Origin of the sequence: Lentzea atacamensis (assembly GCF_003269295.1) — a bacterium.
GTDB classification, from domain to species: Bacteria; Actinomycetota; Actinomycetes; order Mycobacteriales; family Pseudonocardiaceae; genus Lentzea; species Lentzea atacamensis.
In genome coordinates this window covers 25,343-48,124 of record NZ_QLTT01000008.1, presented here as the reverse complement: position 1 = coordinate 48,124, position 22,782 = coordinate 25,343, and the positions used below count along the sequence as shown (strand labels likewise).

Below are 22,782 nucleotides of genomic sequence, written 5' to 3'. Positions count from 1 at the left end.
AGGCCACCATGGGCGAGGACGTCGCGAAGCACGAGTTCACGCGTGAGGACCGCACGCGGTACCGCACCAAGGTGCGGCGATGCCTCGACGTGTTCGCCAGGATGCTGCGTGAGGCGCGGTTCGACTTCGAGAGGCCGATGACCGGTCTCGAGATCGAGATCAACCTCATCGACGAGCACGGCGACCCGGCGATGAAGAACCACGAGGCGCTCCAGGTCATCGACGACCCGGACTTCGTGACGGAGCTCGGCCAGTGGAACATCGAGATCAACGTGGCACCGCGGCGACTCGCGGGCGGGGGCATCACCTCGTTCGAGGAGACGGTCCGGCGCAGTCTGAACAAAGCCGAGGAGAAGGCGCGCGAGATCGGCGCGCACATGGTCATCAACGGCATCCTGCCGACGCTGCGCAGCAAGCACGTGACGCCCGACCAGCTGTCCAGCAACCCTCGGTACGCGCTGCTCAACGAGCAGGTGCTGGCCGCGCGGGGCGAGGACCTGCAGATCTCCATCGACGGTGTGGAGCGGCTGCACCTCACCGCGAGCTCGATCGTGCCGGAGGCGGCCTGCACCAGCACGCAGCTGCACCTGCAGGTGAGCCCTGAGCAGTTCCCCGCCTACTGGAACGCCGCCCAGGCCATCGCCGGTGTGCAGGTCGCGATCGGCGCGAACTCGCCGTTCTTCCTCGGCAAGGAGCTGTGGCGCGAGACCCGCATCGCGTTGTTCCAGCAGGCCACCGACACCCGTGGCGACGAGCTCAAGGCGCAGGGCGTGCGGCCGCGGGTGTGGTTCGGCGAGCGGTGGATCAACTCGATCTTCGACCTGTTCGAGGAGAACGTCAGGTACTTCCCCGCGCTGCTGCCGATCTGCGAGGAGGAGGACCCGCTCGCCGTGCTCGACCACGGCGACACGCCCGCCCTGAGCGAGCTGAAGCTGCACAACGGCACCATCTACCGCTGGAACCGCCCGGTGTACGACGTGGTGCGGGACAGGCCGCACCTGCGCGTCGAGAACCGGGTGCTGCCCGCCGGCCCCACCATCGTCGACACGCTGGCGAACGGCGCGCTGTACTTCGGTCTCGTCAGGGCGCTGGCCGAGGACGAGCGTCCACTGTGGTCGCAGATGAGCTTCCAGGCCGCGGAGGAGAACTTCAACGCGGCCTCCCGCAACGGTATGGACGCGCAGATGTACTGGCCGGGTGTGGGCACCGTGCCGGTGGTCGAGCTGGTGCTGCGCCGGTTGTTGCCGCTCGCCCACGAGGGGCTGATCCGGTGGGGCGTCGACTCGGCGGAGCGGGACCGTTTACTGGGCGTCATCGAACAGCGCTGCCTCACCGGCGTGAACGGCGCGACCTGGCAGGCACGTGAGTTCCACCGGCACTACGACCACACGCACCTGGACCGCGCGGACGCCCTGCGCACGATGCTGCGGTCCTATGTGGAACTGATGCACGCCAACGAACCGGTGCACACCTGGCCGCTGACCTGAACCCAGGTCAGCGGCCAGGATTGGTCATCCGGTTGGGAAGTTGTCAGGAGTGCGCACTCGATCACGCACCCAGACACCCGCCGGCTTCAGCACACCTGTTCCGGCGAACGTGCTGCCCGAACAGGTTCCGGTCTTGAACACCGCGCCCGACCTGAAGTCGTCGGAGTAGTTCCAGTTGGCCCAGGAGATCTTCTTGCGGGCCATCAGGTCGATGTACTTCTGCGCCATGGTGAAGTCGTTCGAACCGTCACCAGTCGCCTCCTGCGTGCCGAACTCGGTCACGAACACCGGTACCTGGCTGGACACTCGGTCCAGCGCGGCGAGGTGCCCGTCCCTGTGGGACTTCGCGTAGAAGTGGAACGAGTACATGAAGTTCGTCGCGTTCACCCGGTTGTTCAGCACCACCGACGGGTCCTCGCCGTCCGAGTAGCCGAACGTCGACCAGCCGTGCGTGCCCGAGACGATGAGGCTGTCCGAGTCGATGGCGCGGATGACCGGGATCATCTCCTCGGCGTAGGCCTTGACCCTCGACCACGACACGTTGTTCGGCTCGTTCGCGATGTCGTAGATCAGGTTCGTCTTGTTCTTGTGGCGCTCGGCGATCTCCCGGAAGAACGTCTTGGCCTTCGCGGTGTAGACGTTCGGGTCACCGGGGTCGAGCTGATGCCAGTCGATCAGCACGTAGATGCCGCGGCGCGTGGCCTCTTCGATGTAGCTGTGCATCAGGTCGGTGAAGTAGCGCGGGTTCGTCTCGTAGCCGTCCTCACCGGCGGCCACGTACATGGCGACGCGGATGAAGTCCGCGTTCCAGTCGTTGACGAGCGCGTCCCACCACGCGGACTTGTTGCACCCGTTGAACCACTGGATGCCGTGGGTGCTCATGCCGCGCAGCTGGATCGGGTTGCCGTACTGGTTGCACAGCTGCACACCGCACACCCGCAGCTGACCGTTGACCTCGGCCGGACGCCCGGTGGACGGCGCCGAGGTGGTCACGGTGACCGGGTTGGACGCACCGGACAGGTTGCCCGCCGCGTCACGCGCCTGCACGGTGAACGTGTACGAGGTGTTCGGGGTCAGGCCGCTCACGGTGTGCGTGGTGCCGGTCGCGGTCTGGCCGTTGGACAGCACGTACGACGTCACACCCACGTTGTCGGTGGACGCGTCCCACGCCAGCGTGATCGACGACGAGGTCTTGGCCGTCGAACGCAGGTTGCCCGGGGTGGACGGGGCGATCGTGTCCGGCGGGCCGGACGGGGGTTCGACGTCGAGCCGGTCGACGTTCGGGCCGCCGTTGGACGTGGTGGCGGTCGCCTTGATCGTGTTGGTGCCCGCGTTCAGGTTCACCGTGGTGGTGCGGGTCTGCCACGACGTCCAGGCGCCCGTGCCGGGGAACGAGAGCTCGTCCGCCGCCAGCGAGCCGTTCACCGCGATGTCCATCGGGCGGTTCGCCGTGGTGCCGTTGGCGAACCGGAACGTGAGCGTCGCCGGGCCCGCGCTGGGCGAGCTCACGGTGAACTCGACGTAGCTGCCGACCTCGTTGTCGTAGTTGACGAAGCCCGTGCCGGTGAAGCCGGAGTGGTTGGACTCCACGAGCCCGTTCGAGACGGTCGCGTTCTCCGCCTGGTACTGGACGGGGGCGGCGACCGCGACGGCCGGGACGGCGAGCGCTAGAGCTGCTGGTAGAACCAGGAACAGGGATCTGGCCACAGGGGTGCCTCCTGTGATGAGGAACAGCAGGGTGGCGGCAATTTAGTTAGGAAGCTTTCCTATCTGATGTGCGTTGAATCACAGCACTAGACCACTGCTCCTGTCAACAAATTCGCGCGACCGGAACACCCCGGGTCGGGCATCCTCACCTGCGATGAGATCCACAGTCACCGTGACACCAGCCCAGCTTCCGGAGGTGCTGCTGCACGTAGCCGTCGTCCGACCGGTCTTCCTCTGGGGAGCACCGGGTATCGGCAAGTCCTCGCTCGTCCGCGAGTTCGCGACCGAGCTGGGCCTCGAGTGCGTGACGATGCTGGGCACGCAGCTCGCTCCGGAAGACCTCATCGGGGTTCCGGAACTGGTCGGTGGCCGATCCCGGTTCGCCCCGCCGGAGTCCATCGCCCGCCACGACCCGTACTGCCTCTTCCTCGACGAGCTCAACGCGAGCAGCCCCGAGGTGCAGAAGGCGTTCTACTCGCTGATCCTCGACCGCCGCATCGGTTCCTACGAGCTGCCGAAGGGCTCGATCGTGATCGGCGCCGGCAACCGGGCCGTCGACAACGCCCTGGCACGCCCGATGGCGTCCGCGCTCGTGAACCGCATGGTCCACGTGCACCTCACCGCGTCGGCGAAGGACTGGCTGGCATGGGCGCGTGAGAACGACATCCACCCATGGGTGCTCGAGTACCTCACCCAGCGCCCGGACCACCTGTGGAGCACGGCACCGAAGGTCGAGGAGACGTTCTCCACGCCGCGCGGCTGGCACATGCTGTCCGACGCACTGCACTCGTTCGGCGAGGACGTCTCCGAGGAGCTGCTAGGGGTGCTGGCGTTCGGCACGGTCACCGCGAACCACGCGTCGATGTTCAAGGCGTTCGTGAAGACCGTGCGCCACGCGTACGGGCTGGAGGCCGTGCTGCGCGGGGACGCCCGCTGGCCGTCGGCGCCGGGAGACCGCGACCTGCTGTACTTCCTGGCCGAGGCGTTCCGCGCCCGGCTGGTGAAGGAGCTGCCGCACGACAAGGCGCACGCGCCGGCGGCGGGCAAGCAGCTCGCGCACCGCGGCAAGGCGCTGCTGCTGGAACTGGCCGAGCTGTCGCTGGAGATCGCGCAGATGGTGATCGCGGCCGACGACAACGGCAACCCCGTGCTGCCCGCGTGGTTCCTCGTCGAGGTGACCCGCGATCTGCCGCGACTGGTCGCCGCACGGGCATGAGCCGCCGCTCCAGGGCTCGCACCGACCCGGCCGCGCAGGCGTTCGCGGCGGCGGAACAGCGGATCAACAGGCATCCGCTGTTCGCCGCCCTCACCACGTACGTGCGCCGGGACTCCTCGCACGACTGGGCGGACATCTCGCTCGACGGCTTCCTGCTGGCCCATCCGGCGCGCAAGGCGAGCGAGGACGAGTGGGCGTGGGTGTTCGCGCATTGCCTGCTGCACCTCGGTTTCGGCACGCACTCGTGTGACGACGTGCTGGACTTCCAGCCCGCGCTGAAGTTCGGCACGCGCCCGTCGTCCTGGGAGCCGGGAGCGTGCGTGCGCGGCGAGGAGTCGAAGGATCCGGAGAAGTGGGCGCGACGGTTCGCCACCGCGCTGTCCAACGCCGCGGTGGCCGCGATCGACGTGGCGGGCGGCGCGCGCTCGTCGTTGTCCGACGCACGGCCGGCGAAGACCGAGTGGGACCTGGCGCTGAGCTGGTTCGTGTCGAACTACCCCCTGCTGGGTGCTTTGGCGTCGGCGATGACCGTGGTGGCGGACGCGGAACTGGCGCGGGGCTGGGACATCTCGGTCGCGGCGGTGTCCACGGCGTCGGCGGAGATCTACGTGAACCCGCTGGCGGGGCTGTCCCGCGTGGAGTGGCGGTTCGTGCTCGCGCACGAGATGCTGCACGCCGCGCTGCGCCACTGCGACCGGGTCGGCGGGCGGGACCCGTACCTGTGGAACATCGCCGCGGACTACGTCGTCAACGGCTGGCTGATCGAGATGGGCGTGGGTTCCGCACCTGAGGGTGTGCTGCACGATCCCTCGTTGAGCGGACTGTCTGCGGAGTCCGTCTACGACCGGATCACGACGGACCTGCGGCGGTACCGGAAGCTGCTCACGTTGCGGGGCGGGCACAAGGGCGATCTGCTCGGCGAGCCGTTGCGCGGCCCGGCGGACATCACGGACCTCGACGAGTTCTACCGGCGGGCGCTGCTGACCGGGCTGAGCCACCACACCTCGTCGCGCGGCCTGCTGCCCGCCGGGCTGGTCGAGGAGATCCGCGCGCTGGAGCACCCGCCGCTGACGTGGGACGCCCAGCTGGCGCGGTGGTTCGAGGAGTTCGTTCCCGCGGTGGAGAAACGGCGCACCTACGCGCGTGCGTCACGGCGACAAGCGTCCACTCCGGACATTCCGCGGCCGGGCCGGGTGCGGCCGGAGACGCTGGAGTCGCGGCCCACGTTCGGGGTCGTGCTCGACACGTCCGGGTCGATGGATCCCAAGCTGCTGGGCAAAGCGCTGGGCGCGATCGCCTCCTACGCCGCGGCACGTGACGTACCTGCGGCCCGCGTGGTCTTCTGTGACGCGATGGCATATGACGCCGGATATGTTCCCGTCGAGGACATCGCGGGCAGGGTGACGGTGCGCGGGCGCGGTGGCACCGTGCTGCAGCCCGGCATCGACCTGCTCGAACGCGCGTCCGACTTCCCCTCCACCGGCCCTGTTCTCGTCATCACCGACGGGTGGTGCGACGTGCTGAGGATCCGGCGCGAGCACGCGTTCCTGATCCCCGCCGGTGCGCATCTGCCGTTCCGCGCCCGTGGCCCCGTCTTCCGGATGTCCTGATGGAGATCGCCTGCGACGAGTCGGGTTCCGAGGGCGAGAAGCTCGTCGGCGGGGTCACCGCGGTCTTCGCCCACGCCGGTGTGCGGCTGTCGCACGAGGAGGCCGCCGCCTGCGTCGCGTCGCTGCGCCGGATGATCAAGTCGCCGGCGCTGGAGTACAAGGCGAACCACCTGCTGCGCGAGAAGAACCGGTGGGCGCTGCTGTGGTTCCTCGGCCCGGCCGGCCCGCTGGCCGGTCGTGCCCGCGTGCAGCTCGTGGACAAACGGCTGCTCCTCGCCTCACGGGTGCGCGCGGAGTTCGGCGCCGTGACCGGACCGCTGGAGCACTACAACGACCTGCTGCGCGCCCGCGGGCCGCGCGGAACCCTGGATCCGCTGTTCCCGGCCATTCTCCGCGCCGTCGCGCAGTGGCATTTCTCGGGAGGTGGTTCGGTCTCGATCGTGCACGACCAGCAGCTGTCGCTGACCGACGGGCGGATCCGGCAGCTCAAGAAGCTGGCACCGGGGCTGGAGAGCCTGACTCTGGTGGACTCGCAGCACGACGCGCGCGTGCAGGTTGCCGACTTCCTGGCCGGGATCGCCCGTCGCGTCGCGGAGGACGAGCTGAACGGTCGGCCGGACCGCGAGGTGATCGCGCTGCTCCGGCCGTTCGTCGCCGGACCTAGGATGTGGCATGCCTGATGCGATATTCGCCGACCCCCGGTTGGCACGGATCTACGACGCCTTCGACGCACCGCGCGACGATCTGAACCTCTACCTGGAGATCGCCGCCGAGGTGGGGGCGTCGAGCGTGCTCGACGTCGGTTGCGGCACGGGCTCCCTCGCGGTGTTGCTGGCGGCGTCCGGGCGTGCGGTGGTCGGCGTCGATCCTGCACTGGCGTCGTTGGAGATCGCGCGGGCCAAGGATTCCCGGGTCACCTGGATTCACGGGGACGCGACCGCTCTGCCCGCGCTGTCCTTCGATCTCGCGACGATGACGGGGAACGTGGCGCAGGTGTTCCTCGGTGACGACTGGGAAGCCGCGATTCGAGGTGTGCGCGACGCGCTGCGGCCCGGTGGGCACTTCGTGTTCGAGACGCGCCGGCCGGAGCGACGAGCCTGGGAGGACTGGGCTCGCGCGAAGCCACGAGTGCTGGTCGGGGTGCGCGAGCAACTCGACCTGCTCGGCGTGAGCCTGCCGTTCGTGTCGTTCCGTCACACCTACCGGTTCCCGGACGGCTCGGAGATCTCCTCGGAGTCGACGCTGCGGTTCCGGTCGCGCGCCGAGATCTCCGCCAGCCTCGTGCGCTGCGGCTTCGAGGTCGTGGACGTACGCGACGCGCCGGATCGGCCTGGGCGTGAGTTCGTGTTCGTGGCGCGGAAGAGGGGATCGCACGCATGACGTTCGGCTACATCGGCTCGATGAGGACCAAGCCGGGTCACCGCGACGACGTGGTGGCGATCCTGACCCGCGGTGAGCAGGGTCTGCGGGAGGCCGGGTGCCGGTTGTACGCGGTCGGACTCGACCCCGAGGACCAGGACAAGATCTGGATCAGCGAGATCTGGGAGTCCGCCCAGCACCACGCCGACTCGTTGCAGCTCCCCGAGACCAAGGCCGCCATCGCCGAGGCGATGCCGATGCTGACCGGCGAGTTCAGCGGTCAGCGGGTCCAGATCGTGGGTGGGCTCGGAGTCAGCTGACGAGCGCGGGCTGCGTCCACGCCTGCACGAGCCACGGCAGGATGCGCGGCATCCGGTCGGCCACGATGTCGTGGAGCACCAGCACCATCCGGCCGGAACGATCAGGTCCGGCGTCCAGCCACACGGCCTGCATCAGCACGCCGGCCTGAAGGTCGAGCCCCGCCTCCGCCCGCGCCAGCGCGGCGTCCGTGGCGGCGGCGGGGTCGACGACGTTGACGTGCGCGAAGCCGGAACGACGCAGTTCGGGATGCAGTGCCACGAGGGAATCCACCGCGGCGGCAAGGCGTCCGACGCCCAGGCCCGCCCGAACCTGCACCGTAATAGCTCTCACGTTAGGAGAGCCTAACTTAGGTTCCAGCCGGGATCCCGCCCACTGAGTCCCACGACACGGTCGAGCAGAGGCGCGTCCGGGCTTACCTCCACCGCCGCCCCGAACAACGACCCATCGCGGTCGTCCGGGCCGATCGACGACACGAACCCGTGAACGACCTCGAGCAGGTTCTCGTCGACGTCGAACGGCTGCCCGGTCGCTCGGGCGAGATCCCAGCCGTGCAGCACGATCTCGTCCAGCGCCACGGCAGCCGCGACCTCGCCGGGCAGGTCGACGCCGCCCGCGCGCGTCATGCCCTCCCAGGCCTGCGGTGCGCGCCAGGCCTGCGCGAGCTCGGCCAGCCGCTCGGGCACCGACTCGCGGAAGTCCGGCGGCAGCCGGGACGCGTCGCCGGAACCCGTGGCCTCCAGCGGGGTCTTCAACGCGGCCATCGTGAACGCCACCGCCAGGCCGTTGACGTGGTCGAGCAGGTCGCCGACCGTGTAGTCCGGGCACGGAGTCGGCGCTTTCAAATCGCCGTCCGTCACGTTGCGCACGAGCCCCGCCAGCCGATCGGCCGCGGGCGTCAAGTCGTACATCAGTACCCGTCCCCTCCCCAGAACTGTTCCTCGAGCGTGTCCGCCGTGCCGGCGAGCAGCTGGAGCGGGTCGGTGAACTCGTGGATGTCGAGATCGACCAGCGGCAACGAGTGCCGCACCACGACGTGCTCCCCCATGATCGCGAGGCCGCACGCCACGGTCGACTTGCCGACCTCCTCCAGCACGTCACGGAGGTTCACTTGCGAGGCCAACCCGCAGGGGGAGGCGATCTGCACCCATTCGTGCATCTTGTCGAGCACTTCCCGGACGATGATCACGACCTGCGTGCGGCTGTCGTCGTCCTCCTCCTCATCCCCGAAGGTGAAGAGGATCCTCAGCTCCTCGTCCTCGTCGTGGATGACGTCGTACTCGGCGCGGATGTAGTCCGCGAGATCTCCCCAACTCGCCATGGCGCAACCCTACTTGCCGCGATCGCCCACAGCCCGACGACGAGCACAGCGCCCACCTCGGCGATGAGCAAGATCCTCTCGATGTAGCCCAACGGGAACACGCGCCACCACCGAACGCCGCCCATCGAGCCCATCACGATGGCGTAGAGGATCGGCATGAACGCGATGACGCTCAGCACCCCGGACGCCATCGTCCACCGCGCGTGCTTGCCCCACACGTGGTCCTTCAGCCACGGCCGGGCGAGCAGGATGATCGCGATCGGCAGGCTGACGAACGCCAGCATGCTGCCGAAGCGGTGGATGCTGCCGCTGACCTGGTTCGTGCCCATCGCCCAGTTCGTCTTCGGGAACGCCACCACCAGCAGCAGGCCCACCGACCACAGGATCAGCGCGATCGACCCGCCGGACCGCCATCTCGTCAGTCCCTTGTGGACGAGCGCGGCGAGGATCGCGAGGGAGCCGAAGGCCAGGAGCAGCACGGCGACGTCGAAGACGGGGCGGTAGTCGCCCAGCGCGTACTCGCTGATGGTGCGGCGCAGCGGGCCCACGGTCAGGTCGAGCAGACCGACCATGGCCACCGTCACGACGACGGCGAGTGAGCCGCCGGTGGCGGCGAGTCGAGGAATCAGCACATAACGCCCAACGCCGGGACGAGCCCGTGCGGTTCCTGGGTTCAGGAAGCCGACAGGATGCTCCCAGCTTTCCGACAGGTTCAGTTCAGCACGGCTCCGCACGTGACGTTGACCTGCGTTCCTGTGATCGTGCGGCCCCAGTCCGAGGCCACGAACACCGCTGCTCTCCCGACGTCGTCCAGTGTCGCCGCTCTGCCGAGCGCCGTCTGGCCGACGATGTCCGGCTCGACCTGGTCACGGATGCCCGCGGGGATGGACTCGGGGATTCCGCCGGTCTGCAGCGTCACGGCCCGGACGCCGTGCGGCCCGAGCTCCGCGGCGAGCTGGCGGCACATCGCCTGGACCGCGTCGAACGCCGTGACCAGGCCGCCGAGCTGCCAGCGGCGGTGCACCGAGCCGTCACTTGTGCCGCCGAAGAACAGGATGACGCCGCTGCCCTGCCTGACCATGTGCCGGGCGGCGGCGCGGGCGGTGAGGAACTTCGAGCGGACGTTGGTGACGACCGGGCTGAGGTAGTCGTCGACGCTCATCTCGTGGATCGGTGTGCCCTGCACGTCGTTGTCGGAGATGACGTTGACCGAGATGTCGATCCGCTCGAACGCGGCCGCGTGCCGGTCGACGCTCTGCTCGTCCAGCGCGTCGACCACGGCGTACCCGACGCCGAGCTCTTCCGCCTTGGCCTTGAGCGCCGCCTCGGTGCGCGCGGCGAGGTGCACTTCGGCACCCGCCTCGGCGAACGCCCCGGCGATCGCGCCGCCGATCGTGCCGGCGCCGTAGACGACGGCGACCTTGCCGGTGAGGTTCACCGGTACGCCCTGAACCACTCGACCTCGAACTCCTTCGGATAGCGCCCGGTCCGCTCCGGCCCGAACTCGAAGACGGCGAGCTGGAACTGCATCGGGTAGTCCGGCGCCTGGTGCACCGTGTTGACCAGGTCGCCGTCCACGAAGAAGTCGACGCGGCCCTGCTGCCAGTCCGCGCCGTAGACGTGGAACTCGCGCCCGTCGATCGGCACGTCCACGACCTCGAACTCGTCGGTGATCCTCGGGTCGCCGAACGGGTGCAGCCCCATCCCGACGCCGGTGTTCGCCGGGTAGACGTGCTTGCCGAAGATCTCCGCGATGCAGATCTCGGCCGACCGCTCCGGCACGTCCTCCAGTCCGATCATCCACAGCGCGACCATGCAGCTGGGGTCGTCGATCGCCCTGCAGCGGATCTCGAACCGGCCGTACGTCGGGGTGTAGAGCCGCAGGTCCTGCTGCTTCTCCCGCACCTGGAGGTCGGGGCGGAACCGGGACTGTCCCTCGGTGAGCGCGGTCTGCAGGCCCGAGACCCTGGTGTCGCCGTCGAACTCGGGGCACCACGGCTCCTGGTCGGCGTCGATGCGCAGGACCAGGCCGTTGTCGTTGCGGTAGCGGGCGGCGGTGGCCGACCTGGAACTCCAGTGCGGCAGATAGTGCGGGTACCACCGGTCCAGCGTGATGAACCGGTCCTCGAACTCGAGCTCTCGTCCGGTCATGTCACCGAGGGTAACTCCTACCGCAGCGCGACAGCCGCTTCTGCGGCCACCGCGTCGGCCACGGCGGTCAGCGCCGGCGAGTCCAGCTTCCACTGCTGCCAGTACAGCGGGATGTCGACGGTCCGGCCCGGCGCGAGGTCGACCAGGCCCTCCTGCAGCTGCTGCGGCGGCACCATGCCCCACCCGAGCCCGGCCACGATCGCCCGCACGTACACCTCCGACGACGGCACGTAGTGGCGGTGTTCCGCGGCGCCCCGGCCACGGGTCAGCGTGCGCACGAACCTGTCCTGCAGGTCGTCGTTGCGGTCGAACACCACCACCGGCGCGTCCGGCAGCCACGACTTCACGGGACCGTCGGCGTACGTGTCTATGAAGGACTGCGGCGCCATTGCCGCGTAACGGATGCTGCCCAGCTTCCGCACGGAACAGCCCGCGACCGGCTCACGTGAGGACGTCACCGCGGCCATCACCACGCCCTGTCGCAACAGAGCCGTCGTGTGGTCCTGGTCCTCGCGGTGGAGGTCGAACGAGATCCTGAGCGACGAGGGAACCCGTTGCAGCGCGGGAAGGAACCACGTGGCGAGCGAGTCGGCGTTGACCGCGATCGGCACCCGGACCACGGCGTCCGACCCGAGGGCAGCGTCAAGATCCTGGTCCAGCGCGAGCAGTTGCCGACCGTACCGGACCAGCACCTCCCCCGACGGCGTCAGCCGCACCGGCCGCGCCCGCACCAGCAGCACCCGGCCCGTTCGCTGCTCCAGGGCTTTGATCCGTTGCGACACAGCGGAAGGCGTGACGTGCAGCATCGCCGCCGCGGCGTCGAACGTGCCCGCGTCGACCACTGCGAGCAGCGTGCGCACCAGGTCCAGATCCATCACAGCTGCTAATGGTACGTAAGAATCTTTAGCTGGTCTCATCAAGTCGGCGTCAATACCGTCGATGGTGTGACTGATTTGCTGCTCGGCTTCGGCACCATGCTGACCCTGATCGTCGCGATCGGCGCGCAGAACGCTTTCGTGCTGCGCCAAGGACTTCGCCGCCACGCCGTGGCGAAGGTCGTCGCGGTGTGCGCCGTCTCGGACGCGATCCTGGTCGCGGTCGGCGTCGCCGGGTTCGGAGCCATCGTCAGCAAATGGCCGCAGGCGATCACCGTCGCCGCGATCGTGGGCGGTCTCTTCCTGCTGGGCTACGGGTTTCTGGCCGCCCGTCGCGCGTTCAACCCGTCCGCACTGACCGTGGAGCCGGCCCGGAGCGGCCGCCCCGTCCTCACCGCACTCGCCCTCACGTGGCTCAACCCGCACGTCTACCTGGACACCGTGCTGCTGCTCGGTTCGATCGCGGCCGGCCGGTGGCTCTTCGGGGTCGGCGCGGTGACGGCGAGCGTCACGTGGTTCGTCGCGCTCGGGTTCGGCGCCCGGCTGCTCAGCCCGCTGTTCGCGAAGCCCCGCGCGTGGCGGGTGCTGGACGGCGTGATCGCGGCCGTGATGATCAGTCTCGGCGTGACCCTGATCGCCGGGTCGTGATCATCACCAGCACCGCCGACACCGCCAGCACAACGCTCGTCACGGGCGCCGCGGCACCGGCCGCGAGAGACGCCGAAGCCAGCCCCGCGCTGACGAGAGCACCTGCGATGATCTTCGGCCGAACTTCACCCACGTTGATCACCCTAACCCACGACACGCCCATGTTGGGTGGTGACCCAGAGCCCACCACCACATGTAGTATCTGCCGCGCTGGTGGTTCACCGGCCCGGAGCAACGGGCCGGTGAGGCAAGAGGGAACCTGGTGCGAGTCCAGGACTGCCCCGCAGCGGTGAGTGGGAACGAAAGCCGTCAACGAAGCACTGGGTCGCGAGACCTGGGAAGCGACGGCCGGTAGGAGCGGGAGGTGCGCCCACGAGTCCGAAGACCTGCCACTGGTGTGCGCGCAAGCCTGCGCGCACGACACGGTGCCCCGAGGGAGGGCGGCTGTGTGCACCAGTGGTGTCGTCGCTGGCGTGCGCATGCGTTTCCTCGGGCCGAGCTCGCGAGGAGAGAGCGTGCCCGACCGCCCAACGGCTGTGGATCGCCTGTCTGGGGTCGTCAACGAAGCATGTGCCGACCTGCCCAACGCGTCGGCAGAGGCGGTTCTGACCGAGACCAAGCGGAACCTCTACGCCGGCATCACCGACGCCGAGCTCGCCCTGGCGCCGATCATGGCCGCCCGCACGATGGTCGAGCACGACCCGGACTACTCGTACGTCAGCGCCCGGTTGCTGCTGGACAGGCTGCGCGCCGAGGCCTGCGGCGCACCCCTGTCCCACGCCGAGATGACCGAGCGCTACCCGTCGTACTTCACCGAGTTCGTCCGCCACGGCATCGAGCTGGGCCAGCTCGACCCGCGCCTCGCGGACTACGACGTGGCCCGCCTGGGTGCCGCGCTCGACGCGTCGCGTGACCTGAACTTCCAGTTCCTGGGCATGCAGACGCTGTACGACCGCTACTTCCTGCACCACGACGGCCGCCGCTACGAGCTGCCGCAGGCGTTCTTCATGCGCGTCGCCATGGGCCTCGCCCTCGACGAGGACGACCGCGACGCCCGCGCCGTCGAGTTCTACGAGCTGCTGTCGTCGTTCGACTTCATGTGCTCGACCCCGACCCTGTTCAACTCGGGCACCACCCGCCCGCAGCTGTCGTCGTGTTTCCTGACCACTGTGGACGATGATCTTGCCGGCATCTTCCACGGCATCAGGAACAACGCACTGCTCAGCAAGTTCGCGGGTGGTCTCGGCAACGACTGGACCCCGGTGCGCGGCATCGGCGCGCACATCAGGGGCACCAACGGCAAGTCGCAGGGCGTGGTGCCGTTCCTGAAGATCGCGAACGACACCGCCGTAGCCGTGAATCAGGGCGGCAAACGCAAGGGCGCGGTCTGCGCGTACCTGGAGACCTGGCACATCGACGTCGAGGAGTTCCTCGACCTGCGCAAGAACACCGGCGACGAACGCCGCCGCACACACGACATGAACACCGCGAACTGGGTGCCGGACGAGTTCCTGCGCCGGGTCCGCGCGAACGGCCGGTGGACGCTGTTCTCGCCCGACGAGGTGCCGGACCTGCACGACGCGTTCGGTGACGACTTCGCGCGGAAGTACCGTGCGTACGAGGAGAAGGCCGACCGCGGCGAGATCAGGGTGTTCCGCCGCGTGCAGGCCGTGGACCTGTGGCGGCGCATGCTGACCATGCTGTTCGAGACGGGCCACCCGTGGATCACGTTCAAGGACCCGTGCAACCTGCGTTCGCCGCAGCAGCACAGCGGTGTCGTGCACTCCAGCAACCTCTGCACCGAGATCACCCTCAACACCGCGGTCGACGAGGTCGCGGTCTGCAACCTGGGCTCGGTCAACCTCGCGCGGCACGTCACCGAGCAGGGCATCGACCACGCGCGGCTCGAGAAGACCGTGCGCACGGCGGTGCGGATGCTCGACAACGTGATCGACGTCAACTACTACACGATCCCCGAGGCGCGGAACTCGAACCTCAAGCACCGCCCGGTCGGTCTGGGCCTGATGGGTTTCCAGGACGCGCTGTTCACGCTCGGCACCCCGATGGCGAGCAAGGCGGCCGTCGAGTTCGCGGACCGCAGCATGGAGGAGATCAGCTACTACGCGATCGAGGCGTCCGCCGACCTCGCGGCCGAACGCGGCGCGTACCGGTCGTTCGAGGGATCGCTGTGGAGCCAGGGAATCCTGCCCATCGACTCGATCGGCATCCTCGCGCGGAACCGCGGCGAGAACGAGCTCGACGTCGACCGCGAGTCCACGATGGACTGGGGCAGGATCCGGGAGAAGGCCCGCAAGGGCATGCGGAACTCCAACGTCATGGCCATCGCGCCGACCGCGACCATCGCGAACATCACCGGCGTGAACCAGTCGATCGAACCGCTGTACCGCAACCTGTACGTGAAGTCGAACATGTCCGGCGACTTCACCGTGATCAACCCCGACCTGGTGCGCGCGCTCAAGCAGCGCAAGCTCTGGGACGAGCAGATGGTCGCGGACCTCAAGCTGCACGACGGCAGCCTCGGCGCGATCGACCGGGTGCCGCCGTACCTCAAGGCGTTGTACGCCACCGCGTTCGAGGTCGACAGCTCGTGGCTGATCGAGGCGGGCGCGCGCCGGCAGAAGTGGATCGACCAGGCGCAGTCGCTGAACCTGTACCTCGGCCAGCCCAGTGGCCGCAAGCTCGACGAGCTGTACCAGCTGGCGTGGGTGCGCGGTCTCAAGACCACGTACTACCTGCGCACCCAGAGCGCCACGCACGTGGAGAAGTCCACGCTGCAGGGCACCGACGGCAAGCTCAACGCCGTCTCCCCCGTCGCTTGCTCCGTCACCGAACCCGACTGTGAGGCTTGCCAGTAATGAGCAACATCGAAGCGGGCGCGGCGCGTGTGATCGTCGACGACAAGGCGATGATCAACTGTCGCGCCGACGTCAACCAGCTGCTGCCGCTCAAGTACCACTGGGCGTGGGAGAAGTACCTCAACGGCTGCAACAACCACTGGATGCCGACCGAGGTGTCCATGCAGGCGGACATCGCGCTCTGGAAGACAGCGTCTTCATCGGGCGGCCTGACCGACGAGGAACGCCGCATGATCAAGCGGAACCTCGGCTTCTTCGCCACGAGCGAGTCGTTGGTGGCCAACAACATCGTGCTCGCGGTGTACCGGCACCTGACGAACCCCGAGTGCCGCCAGTACCTGCTGCGCCAGGCCTTCGAGGAGGCCGTGCACACCCACACGTTCCAGTACATCTGCGAGTCGCTCGGCCTGGACGAGGGCGAGCTGTTCAACATGTACCGGGAGATCCCGTCCATCACGGACAAGGCCGCCTGGGCGCTGCAGTACACTCAGCACCTGGAGGACCCGGAGTTCACGACCGGCACGCCGGACAAGGACCAGGCCTTCCTCAAGGACCTCGTGGCGTTCTACGTGGTCTTCGAGGGCATGTGGTTCTACACCGGCTTCGCGCAGATCCTGTCGCTGGGCCGCCGCAACAAGATGGTCGGCATCGCCGAGCAGTACCAGTACATCCTGCGCGACGAGTCGATCCACCTGAACTTCGGCATCGACGCGATCAACCAGATCAAGATCGAGAACCCGCACCTGTGGAACGACGTGTTCCAGAAGGAGGTGCGCACCATGCTCGCCGAGGGCTGCGAGCTGGAGATCGCGTACGGCCGGGACACGATGCCGAACGGGATCCTGGGTCTCAACGCCGAGCTGTGCGAGCAGTACATGCGGTTCATCACGAACCGCCGCTGCGCCCAGCTCGGGCTGGAACCGGTGTGGGAGCAGACGGAGAACCCGTTCCCGTGGATGTCGGAGATGATGGATCTGAAGAAGGAGAAGAACTTCTTCGAGACCCGCGTCATCGAATACCAGAACGGTGGCTCACTGGAGTGGTGAGCCACGACTCGTGTCAGCCGAGCCGGACAGCGCTCGGAAGCCCGGCCCGGTCCGCGACGGGCCACCGCAGCGGATCGGGCCCCAGCTTCACCAGTTCGGCGACCTGCAGCTTCGACCACGGCGAGATCTCGCGCGTGCCGTCCAGCACCGAAGAGGCGAACTCCGCCCACGGCACGCGCTCGGCCGAGTCGACCTCGTCCGGGTTCGGGGTGGGCTCGTCGTCGGAGAGGACCCGGAACACCGGGCACATCTCGTTCTCGACGACGCCACCCATCTCGGCGCGGTAGCGGAAGCGGGGCAGCAGCAGTTCCGGATCGGAGCACTTCAGGCCGAGCTCGTCGCGCAGGCGGCGCAGCACGGCCTGGCCCATGTCCTCGTCCGGCAGCGGGTGACCACAGCACGTGTTCGTCCACACGCCGGGGAACGTCTTCTTGTGCAGCGCGCGGCGGGTGAGCACGATGCGCCCGGCCGAGTCGAAGACGTAGCTGGAAAACGCCAGATGCAGCGGGGTCTCCGCGTGGTGCACCACGGCCTTGTCCTCGACGCCGATCGCCGAACCGTCCTCAGCGAGGAGAACCACCTGTTCCACAGTCACGACAGTACGTAATCACAGGAACGACCGGAACCGGAAGCCGGAGGTGTGAGCTTGAGCGTGGAGATAGCGGGACCATAGGTGTCCCAGGTCACCCTGGAGTCATGACTTCCCCGTTCGCTCAGGCTCACACCACGTTGTTCCTGGTGCTGGTCAGCCCGACGGGCCAGTACTCGATCTGGCCGGCGGTGCTGCGGGTGCCCGCCGGGTGGCAGGTCGTTCACGGCGTCGCGTCCTGGATGTCCTGCGAGGACTTCTTGAACGCCACCCGCGGCGACCTGCCCTCGGCCGCTTAGACACCTGCTTTCTCAGGCACCCCGTTTGGCGAGGGTGGACCGCAGGACGTAGTACGCGGGCTTGCGCGTGAAGTCGTCCCACATCACCGTGGCCGCGCCCTGCCCCTGGAAGAAGACCGGTACCCACGAGTACTTGTCGACGAAGCCCCAGATGGTGAACGACCTGCAGGAGCTGACGTTCAGGCAGGCGACGAGCATGCGCTGGTAGTAGTCGGCCTGCCGGCGCAGCTGCGCCTCGGTCGGCACGCCGCTCGCGGGCAGGGTCATCCGCACGTCGACCTCGGTGAGCGCGGTCTCGAGGCCGAGGCCCGCGAACCGCTTCAGGTTGCGCTCCAGGTCGTCGGGAAAGCCGTAGTCCAGGCTGAGGTGGCCTTGGGCGGAGAAGCCGTGCACGGGCACACCGGCGGCACGCAGGTCCTTGATCAGCGCGTAGTACGCGTCGCTCTTCGCGTTGACGCCTTCGACGTTGTAGTCGTTGAAGAACAGCTTCGCCCTGGGATCGGCCTGGTGCGCCCACCGGAACGCGTCGGCCACGATGCCGGGGCCGAGCTCGCGGATCCAGATGTTCTCCGTGGTCCGCAGCGCGCCCGAGTCGGTGAAGATCTCGTTGGCCACGTCCCACTGCTGGATCCGGCCCCGGTACCGCCCGACCACGGTCGTGATGTGCTCGCGCAGGATCTGGCGCAGTTCGGCCGCGGTGAACTGCCCCTGCTCCAGCCACTCCGGGTTCTGGCTGTGCCACATCAGGGTGTGGCCGCGGACGACCTGCCGGTTCTGCTGGGCGAACCGCACGATCGCGTCCGCCGTGCCGAAGTTGTACCGGCCGCGCTCCGGGTGGATGTACTCCCACTTCATCTGGTTCTCCGGCGAGACCGAGCCGAACTCCGCGGCCAGCACCTGCCGGTACTTCCTGTCCGAGGTGAAGGGGTCCGGGTAGGGCTGGTTCTCGTGGTGACCGCCACCGGCGACCGCGGTTCCGATGTGGAAACCCTTGGGCGCGGCCCAGCGCAAGGTCTGTTTGTGGCCGCCCGTGTCCGGCGCGGCCGACGCCACCGGGGCCAGCGGGATCGACAACGTCACGGCGGCGAACAACGTGATGATCACACGAGCCGGTTTCATCAGAACCTCGTTTCGGCACGACTGGTGACCGAGACTTTGGGCTCGAACGGGCGAGCCTTTCGGCACCCTATGGCGCTTGTCGCGGAAGCGTCAACCGCACGAAGTCCTTGGCACAGCGTCGAAATCCGGTTCCGCCGAATCGACTGCGCATTCGACGGAACCGCTGTCGAACAGATCGACGCCTCACCCCCGGCACGTCAGCCGCGCGTCACCCCACACGGCGTGGTCGAGACTGGTGCCATCGCCGCCGTCGGTCACTCGCAAGGTCAGCGAATGCACACCGGAGACGTCCACACTGACCGGCAGCGCCGGATCGACGGACCTGCGCAGCCCGCTCTCGTACAGCACCCGCCCGTCACCGACGACCACGAACGTGACGGATCCTCCGGCGCCCGCAGCGCGGTCCACCCGGCCGTCGACCTCGTCGTCCACCCCGACGGTGGCGTCGAACCTCGTGCACGGCCCCAGCTCGACGACCTTGTCCGCGGGTGTCGTGCCGATGCCCTTGCCGAACCGCACACCGCCGGTCGTCAGCGTCCTGCCCTCGACGGAACGATCGTTGCCCGCCACGTAGGACTGCCCGGCAGGCAACGGCTTCCACAGGTGAACGCGCGTCGCCTTCTCCGCCTCGACGCCGGAGCCGAACCTGTGTGGCTGGAACCGCGCCACCGCGGGCACCTCCGTCAGACCGGCCGGATCGGCGCCCGCCGTGACCGTCCACCTGCCGGACAGCGACTCCCCCGGCGCCACCCGGAACGCCCGCGCGGAACCGGAAGTGCTCCAGCCGGACGGCACGCGCGGCGCGAACGAGACGTCGTACAGCGGCTGGGCCGACGTGTTGGTGAACGTGCCGGTCATCTCGAACGTCTGCCCCGGCTGCACCGACACCTGCGATGGCGTGGTCACGACGGTGGTTGACGGGATGCCGTACGTCGGCCGCGCGCAGGTGTCGCGGACCGGACGGCACACCAGCGCGGCGAACCCGCCGTCCTTGGCCACCGGAATCGTCAGTTTCCCGTCGGTGACATGGGTTTCCTTGGCCAGGCCGGCCGCGCCGTCACGCACGACCTCGACCAGCCAGCGTCCCTCGCCGAGCGTCGGCAGATCGAGAACACGGGCCTCCCCCGCGACCGCGCCGCCGACGAACCAGCGGTCGTCGCTGCGCCGTGCCATCACCACGCTTTCGGTGGGGCGGCCGGACAACAGCCGCGTCTCGTCCCACGCGGCCGGTGCCTGCTCCAGGTACCAGCGCGCCCACGGCCGGGCGTCGTAGGAGTCCGGGCGGCCGGCGAGGTTCTGCACCCCGGACTCGTAGAGCACGGTCAGCGCGAGCTCACCGGCGTCGGTGTTGGCGCGGGCGCGGTGGAAGCCACCCGGCGTGTAGTCCATGCCTCCCACGACGTTGCGGGTGAACGGCAGCGCGGTGAGGTGCGAGGTGGTGAGACCGCTGGACTTCTCCGCGCCGTGCACGGCCTCGGTCGTCATGACGTGCGGCCACGTGCGGTGGATGCCGTGCGGCAGCGTGGCACCGTGGAAGTTGATCAGGAAACGCATGCGGGCGGTCTCCGGCAGGATCTCGTCGTACCAGCGGTAGCGGTCCTGGCCGTCGGAGTCCATGAAGTCGATCTTCAGCCCCCGCACGCCCCACTTTTGCAGCCACGGCAGGTAGTCCGCGCGTTTCTCGGCCGTGTCGACGCTGCTGAACCGCACCCACGTGTGGATGCCGACCCTGCGCGCCTCGGCGTACCGCACGAGCTCGGGGATGAAGCTGGTCCGCCGCCAGTTCGGGTCGTCGTACCAGCCGGCGTCGACCACGACGTACGGCCAGCCGCGCGCCGCGGCGTAGTCGACGAACTCCTTCTGCCGCGTGAGGTCCTGCTGGACCGACCGCCCACCGGCGAGCCACGTCCACACGGCCGGGCCCGGCTTGATCCACGACGTGTCCCGCACCCTGGACTTCGGCGCGAGGTCGTCCACGAGCGTCGACTCGGTGACGGTGGCCAGTGAGCCCACGATCATGGTGCGCCACGGGGTCTTCAAGGCGCCGGACACCGCGACTTTCTCGTCCCACAGCTTCAGCTGGAACCGGCCGCCACCGGTGTGCACGAGACGGCCACCGGAGTAACGACCGTCCACATCGGACTCGGTGATCAACGCGAACGTGCCGCCGACCTCGAACAGCACCGGGTGCATGTACTCGGCCTGCTCGGCGGTCCCCGTGGCGTACCGCAGGAACGGGTTCTCGTAGTCACGGCGGAACTTCGCCAGCCAGGCGGCGGAATCCGCCGGCAGCACGAACGCCGACGCCTCGCCGGTGACCGCACCGGTGTCCTGCGGCAGCTCGTACCGGTACGCGACGCCGTCGGAGGACTCGCGCACCACGAGGTTGAGCCTGTTGGCACCGGAGGTGAACCGGTACGTCGTCTCGGTGGCGCGCACGGTCCGGTCGAGCTTCTTGCCCGACGTCGTGCGGTAGCGCTCGAAGATCGCCCGCTTCGACCTGCCGGCGGGCGTCAGGCCGGAGGACAGGTCGGCGCGCTCGGTCGTGATCCCGACCGGCGACGGCCGCAGCACCGTCCTGCCCCCGTGCGTCACCGCCAGGGTGACGGTCCCGCCGGAAGCGCTGACGACAGCCTGCGGACCGCGCGATCCGGCCTGCGCAGGCGGTACGACCACCAGTCCCGCGACCAAGGCGACCACGGCCAAGACTCTCACCGCCACGGACACTCCCCTCGTGATCCGGGGCGGCGGTCACCGGAAGACATCCAATGACTCGGACGCTATGCCGGGCATTTCGTCCGAGTCAAGGGATGTAACAACCGTGACAACTCCGATGACTACAACAGGGCGATGTTGCCGTGCGCCGAAGCACCACCGTGCTCGTCGTTGCCCGCGTACGAGGCCGTGAAGCCCTGCAGCAGGGTGGACAAGCCGACCAGCAGAGACACCTGAGCATCACAGGTGGCCTTGCCGTCGGAGTTGGTCGTGGCGGTGCACAGGGGGTTGCCCTTGACCGTGCTGAACACGATCTTCTGACCCGCGACCGGCGCCCCGGTGTGCTTCTCGGTCAGCGTCGCGTCGAGCGAGCGGACCGTGAAGCCGAGGAGCCGCAGCTGCAGCTGGGCGGAGCCGGCCACGAGCTTCGACGGGGCGGGCGGCACGAAGCTGATCGCGATGCCCACCGGGCGCTGGCCGACCGGAACGGACCCGGTGACCGTGTTCGACGCCGTGTCGATGATCGACACCGTGTTGCTGTTGAAGTTCGTGACGTAGGCGCTGGCACCGTCCGGCGTGAGGGCCACGCTGATCGGGCGGTCACCAACGACGATCTTCTGCAGTTCCACCATCGCCGTCAGGTCCACGACGGACACCGAGTCGAACTCGCTGTTCGTCACGTACGCGCGGGTTCCGTCGGACGACAACGCGATGCCGTGCGGCACGAAGCCGACCTTCGCGGTGCCGACCACGGTGCGCGTGGCGACGTCGATGGCGGAGATGTCGTCAGACCCCTTGTTCACCACGTACATGCGCGTGCCGTCGGCGGAGGCCGCGACCGCGGTCGGCGTGCTGCCGACGTTGATCGTGGCGACGACCGCGTTGGCCGTGGTGTCGATCACCGAGACCTTGCTCGGCCCGACGACGTCGTGCGTCACGTAGACGGCCGTGCCGTCCCTCGTGACGACCACACCGTCCGGGTTCTGCCCGACCGTGACGGTCGCGGTGACCGTCAGCGTGGCCGTGTCGACCACGGAAACCGTGCCGTCGGCGTAGTTGGTGACGTAGACGAAGCCGCCACCCGGAGCGACCGCGACACCCGCCGGGTGACTCCCGACGGGAATGGACTTGTCGACCGTGTTGGTCGGCGTGTCGATGACGGTCAGCGTGTTGTGCGCGGAGTTCGTCACGTAGCCACGAGTTCCGTCGAACGCGACCGCCGCCATGTACGGCGAGTTACCACCGCTGTCGGCGATCGTCTCGGTCACCGCGTTCGTGGCCGTGTCGATCACCGACACTCCGCCGCCGTTGTTGGCGACGTAACCCAGCACCCGACCGGCGGGAGCCGCCGAGGCCGAGGGCACCACCAGTGCCGCGGTGACGGCAACAGCCATCACCAGTGGACGCAACCGCATGTTCAATGCCTCCTGGCGCGCGTCTTCCCGA

At 68.5% G+C, this 22,782-nt stretch carries 22 protein-coding genes and 1 riboswitch; of the genes, 10 read left to right on the top strand and 12 right to left on the bottom strand.

Annotation, left to right across the window (positions count from 1 at the left end; genetic code table 11):
• Positions 1 to 8: 8 nt before the first annotated feature.
• The gene (locus C8D87_RS31265) at positions 9 to 1,487 is read left to right on the top strand and encodes a glutamate--cysteine ligase (RefSeq protein ID WP_112229383.1); all 1,479 of its coding nucleotides are present in this window, start codon (positions 9 to 11) and stop codon (positions 1,485 to 1,487) included.
• A 24-nt stretch (positions 1,488 to 1,511) separates the two neighbouring features.
• Here the strand turns inward: C8D87_RS31265 and C8D87_RS48075 are convergent, their stop codons facing one another.
• Positions 1,512 to 3,194, bottom strand: coding sequence for a cellulase family glycosylhydrolase (locus tag C8D87_RS48075; protein WP_233442384.1), 1,683 nt, complete (start codon positions 3,192 to 3,194; stop codon positions 1,512 to 1,514).
• Between the two features lie 154 nt (positions 3,195 to 3,348).
• On the opposite strand from C8D87_RS48075, the gene C8D87_RS31255 reads away from it, so the two are divergent.
• From C8D87_RS31255 to C8D87_RS31235, 5 genes are read left to right on the top strand one after another with little or no spacing between them, the layout of a single operon-like run.
• Positions 3,349 to 4,410: an ATP-binding protein gene (locus C8D87_RS31255; protein ID WP_112229381.1), complete on the top strand. Its 1,062-nt coding sequence runs from the start codon at positions 3,349 to 3,351 to the stop codon at positions 4,408 to 4,410.
• On the top strand, positions 4,407 to 6,020 hold the full coding sequence (locus C8D87_RS31250; RefSeq protein WP_112229380.1) for a vWA domain-containing protein: 1,614 nt from the start codon (positions 4,407 to 4,409) through the stop codon (positions 6,018 to 6,020). The genes C8D87_RS31255 and C8D87_RS31250 overlap by 4 nt, the downstream gene beginning before the upstream one ends.
• Entirely contained in the window at positions 6,020 to 6,700 is a 681-nt protein-coding gene (locus tag C8D87_RS31245; protein WP_112229379.1) for a DUF3800 domain-containing protein, read from the top strand. Before C8D87_RS31250 ends, C8D87_RS31245 begins: the two co-directional genes overlap by 1 nt.
• Positions 6,693 to 7,400, top strand: coding sequence for a class I SAM-dependent methyltransferase (locus C8D87_RS31240; RefSeq protein ID WP_109641723.1), 708 nt, complete (start codon positions 6,693 to 6,695; stop codon positions 7,398 to 7,400). The genes C8D87_RS31245 and C8D87_RS31240 overlap by 8 nt, the downstream gene beginning before the upstream one ends.
• The gene (locus tag C8D87_RS31235; protein WP_109641724.1) at positions 7,397 to 7,699 is read left to right on the top strand and encodes a putative quinol monooxygenase; all 303 of its coding nucleotides are present in this window, start codon (positions 7,397 to 7,399) and stop codon (positions 7,697 to 7,699) included. The genes C8D87_RS31240 and C8D87_RS31235 overlap by 4 nt, the downstream gene beginning before the upstream one ends.
• On the opposite strand, the gene C8D87_RS31230 is transcribed toward C8D87_RS31235, so the two are convergent.
• From C8D87_RS31230 to C8D87_RS31200, 7 genes are all read right to left on the bottom strand, one after another.
• Positions 7,692 to 8,030, bottom strand: a complete 339-nt coding sequence (locus C8D87_RS31230; protein WP_146771923.1) for a condensation domain-containing protein — start codon at positions 8,028 to 8,030, stop codon at positions 7,692 to 7,694. The genes C8D87_RS31235 and C8D87_RS31230 overlap by 8 nt on opposite strands.
• An 11-nt stretch (positions 8,031 to 8,041) precedes the next feature.
• Complete coding sequence (locus tag C8D87_RS31225; RefSeq protein WP_112229377.1) at positions 8,042 to 8,608, bottom strand: TIGR03086 family metal-binding protein; 567 nt, start codon at positions 8,606 to 8,608, stop codon at positions 8,042 to 8,044.
• Positions 8,608 to 9,018 (bottom strand): type III secretion system chaperone family protein, encoded by a 411-nt coding sequence (locus tag C8D87_RS31220; RefSeq protein ID WP_112229376.1) that lies wholly within the window; start codon positions 9,016 to 9,018, stop codon positions 8,608 to 8,610. Before C8D87_RS31220 ends, C8D87_RS31225 begins: the two co-directional genes overlap by 1 nt.
• Positions 8,943 to 9,650 (bottom strand): DUF998 domain-containing protein, encoded by a 708-nt coding sequence (locus tag C8D87_RS31215; protein WP_233440226.1) that lies wholly within the window; start codon positions 9,648 to 9,650, stop codon positions 8,943 to 8,945. The genes C8D87_RS31220 and C8D87_RS31215 overlap by 76 nt, the downstream gene beginning before the upstream one ends.
• 80 nt (positions 9,651 to 9,730) lie before the next feature.
• On the bottom strand, positions 9,731 to 10,474 hold the full coding sequence (locus C8D87_RS31210; protein ID WP_233442383.1) for an SDR family oxidoreductase: 744 nt from the start codon (positions 10,472 to 10,474) through the stop codon (positions 9,731 to 9,733).
• A complete protein-coding gene (locus C8D87_RS31205) occupies positions 10,453 to 11,169 on the bottom strand; it encodes a glycoside hydrolase family 16 protein (protein WP_112229374.1) in 717 nt (238 codons plus the stop codon). The genes C8D87_RS31210 and C8D87_RS31205 overlap by 22 nt, the downstream gene beginning before the upstream one ends.
• 17 nt (positions 11,170 to 11,186) lie before the next feature.
• Positions 11,187 to 12,044 carry a LysR family transcriptional regulator ArgP gene (locus tag C8D87_RS31200; RefSeq protein ID WP_112229629.1) on the bottom strand — a complete coding sequence of 286 codons (858 nt, stop codon included), beginning with the start codon at positions 12,042 to 12,044 and terminating at the stop codon, positions 11,187 to 11,189.
• A 99-nt stretch (positions 12,045 to 12,143) separates the two neighbouring features.
• Here C8D87_RS31200 and C8D87_RS31195 point away from each other — a divergent pair, with 99 nt between their 5' ends.
• The 3 genes from C8D87_RS31195 to C8D87_RS31185 all read left to right on the top strand — a co-directional run bounded on the left by C8D87_RS31195 (position 12,144) and on the right by C8D87_RS31185 (position 16,614).
• A complete protein-coding gene (locus C8D87_RS31195) occupies positions 12,144 to 12,692 on the top strand; it encodes a LysE/ArgO family amino acid transporter (RefSeq protein ID WP_109641785.1) in 549 nt (182 codons plus the stop codon).
• Positions 12,693 to 12,889: 197 nt separating this feature from the next.
• Positions 12,890 to 13,100, top strand: a riboswitch (cobalamin riboswitch).
• A 107-nt stretch (positions 13,101 to 13,207) separates the two neighbouring features.
• Positions 13,208 to 15,568, top strand: coding sequence for a ribonucleoside-diphosphate reductase subunit alpha (locus tag C8D87_RS31190; protein ID WP_233442382.1), 2,361 nt, complete (start codon positions 13,208 to 13,210; stop codon positions 15,566 to 15,568).
• Complete coding sequence (locus C8D87_RS31185; RefSeq protein WP_112229373.1) at positions 15,568 to 16,614, top strand: ribonucleotide-diphosphate reductase subunit beta; 1,047 nt, start codon at positions 15,568 to 15,570, stop codon at positions 16,612 to 16,614. The genes C8D87_RS31190 and C8D87_RS31185 overlap by 1 nt, the downstream gene beginning before the upstream one ends.
• A 13-nt stretch (positions 16,615 to 16,627) precedes the next feature.
• Here C8D87_RS31185 and idi read toward each other — a convergent pair whose 3' ends face one another.
• On the bottom strand, positions 16,628 to 17,203 hold the full coding sequence (gene idi / locus C8D87_RS31180; protein WP_109641733.1) for an isopentenyl-diphosphate Delta-isomerase: 576 nt from the start codon (positions 17,201 to 17,203) through the stop codon (positions 16,628 to 16,630).
• A gap of 107 nt (positions 17,204 to 17,310) precedes the next feature.
• Here idi and C8D87_RS31175 point away from each other — a divergent pair, with 107 nt between their 5' ends.
• The gene (locus C8D87_RS31175) at positions 17,311 to 17,502 is read left to right on the top strand and encodes an MbtH family NRPS accessory protein (RefSeq protein ID WP_109641734.1); all 192 of its coding nucleotides are present in this window, start codon (positions 17,311 to 17,313) and stop codon (positions 17,500 to 17,502) included.
• 12 nt (positions 17,503 to 17,514) lie between these two features.
• Here the strand turns inward: C8D87_RS31175 and C8D87_RS31170 are convergent, their stop codons facing one another.
• The 3 genes from C8D87_RS31170 to C8D87_RS31160 all read right to left on the bottom strand — a co-directional run bounded on the left by C8D87_RS31170 (position 17,515) and on the right by C8D87_RS31160 (position 22,751).
• The gene (locus tag C8D87_RS31170; RefSeq protein WP_112229372.1) at positions 17,515 to 18,621 is read right to left on the bottom strand and encodes an endo-1,4-beta-xylanase; all 1,107 of its coding nucleotides are present in this window, start codon (positions 18,619 to 18,621) and stop codon (positions 17,515 to 17,517) included.
• Positions 18,622 to 18,804: 183 nt separating this feature from the next.
• Entirely contained in the window at positions 18,805 to 21,342 is a 2,538-nt protein-coding gene (locus C8D87_RS31165) for a glycoside hydrolase family 97 catalytic domain-containing protein (protein ID WP_146771922.1), read from the bottom strand.
• A gap of 116 nt (positions 21,343 to 21,458) precedes the next feature.
• Positions 21,459 to 22,751, bottom strand: coding sequence for a beta-propeller fold lactonase family protein (locus C8D87_RS31160; RefSeq protein ID WP_112229627.1), 1,293 nt, complete (start codon positions 22,749 to 22,751; stop codon positions 21,459 to 21,461).
• Between the last annotated feature and the right edge of the window lie 31 nt (positions 22,752 to 22,782).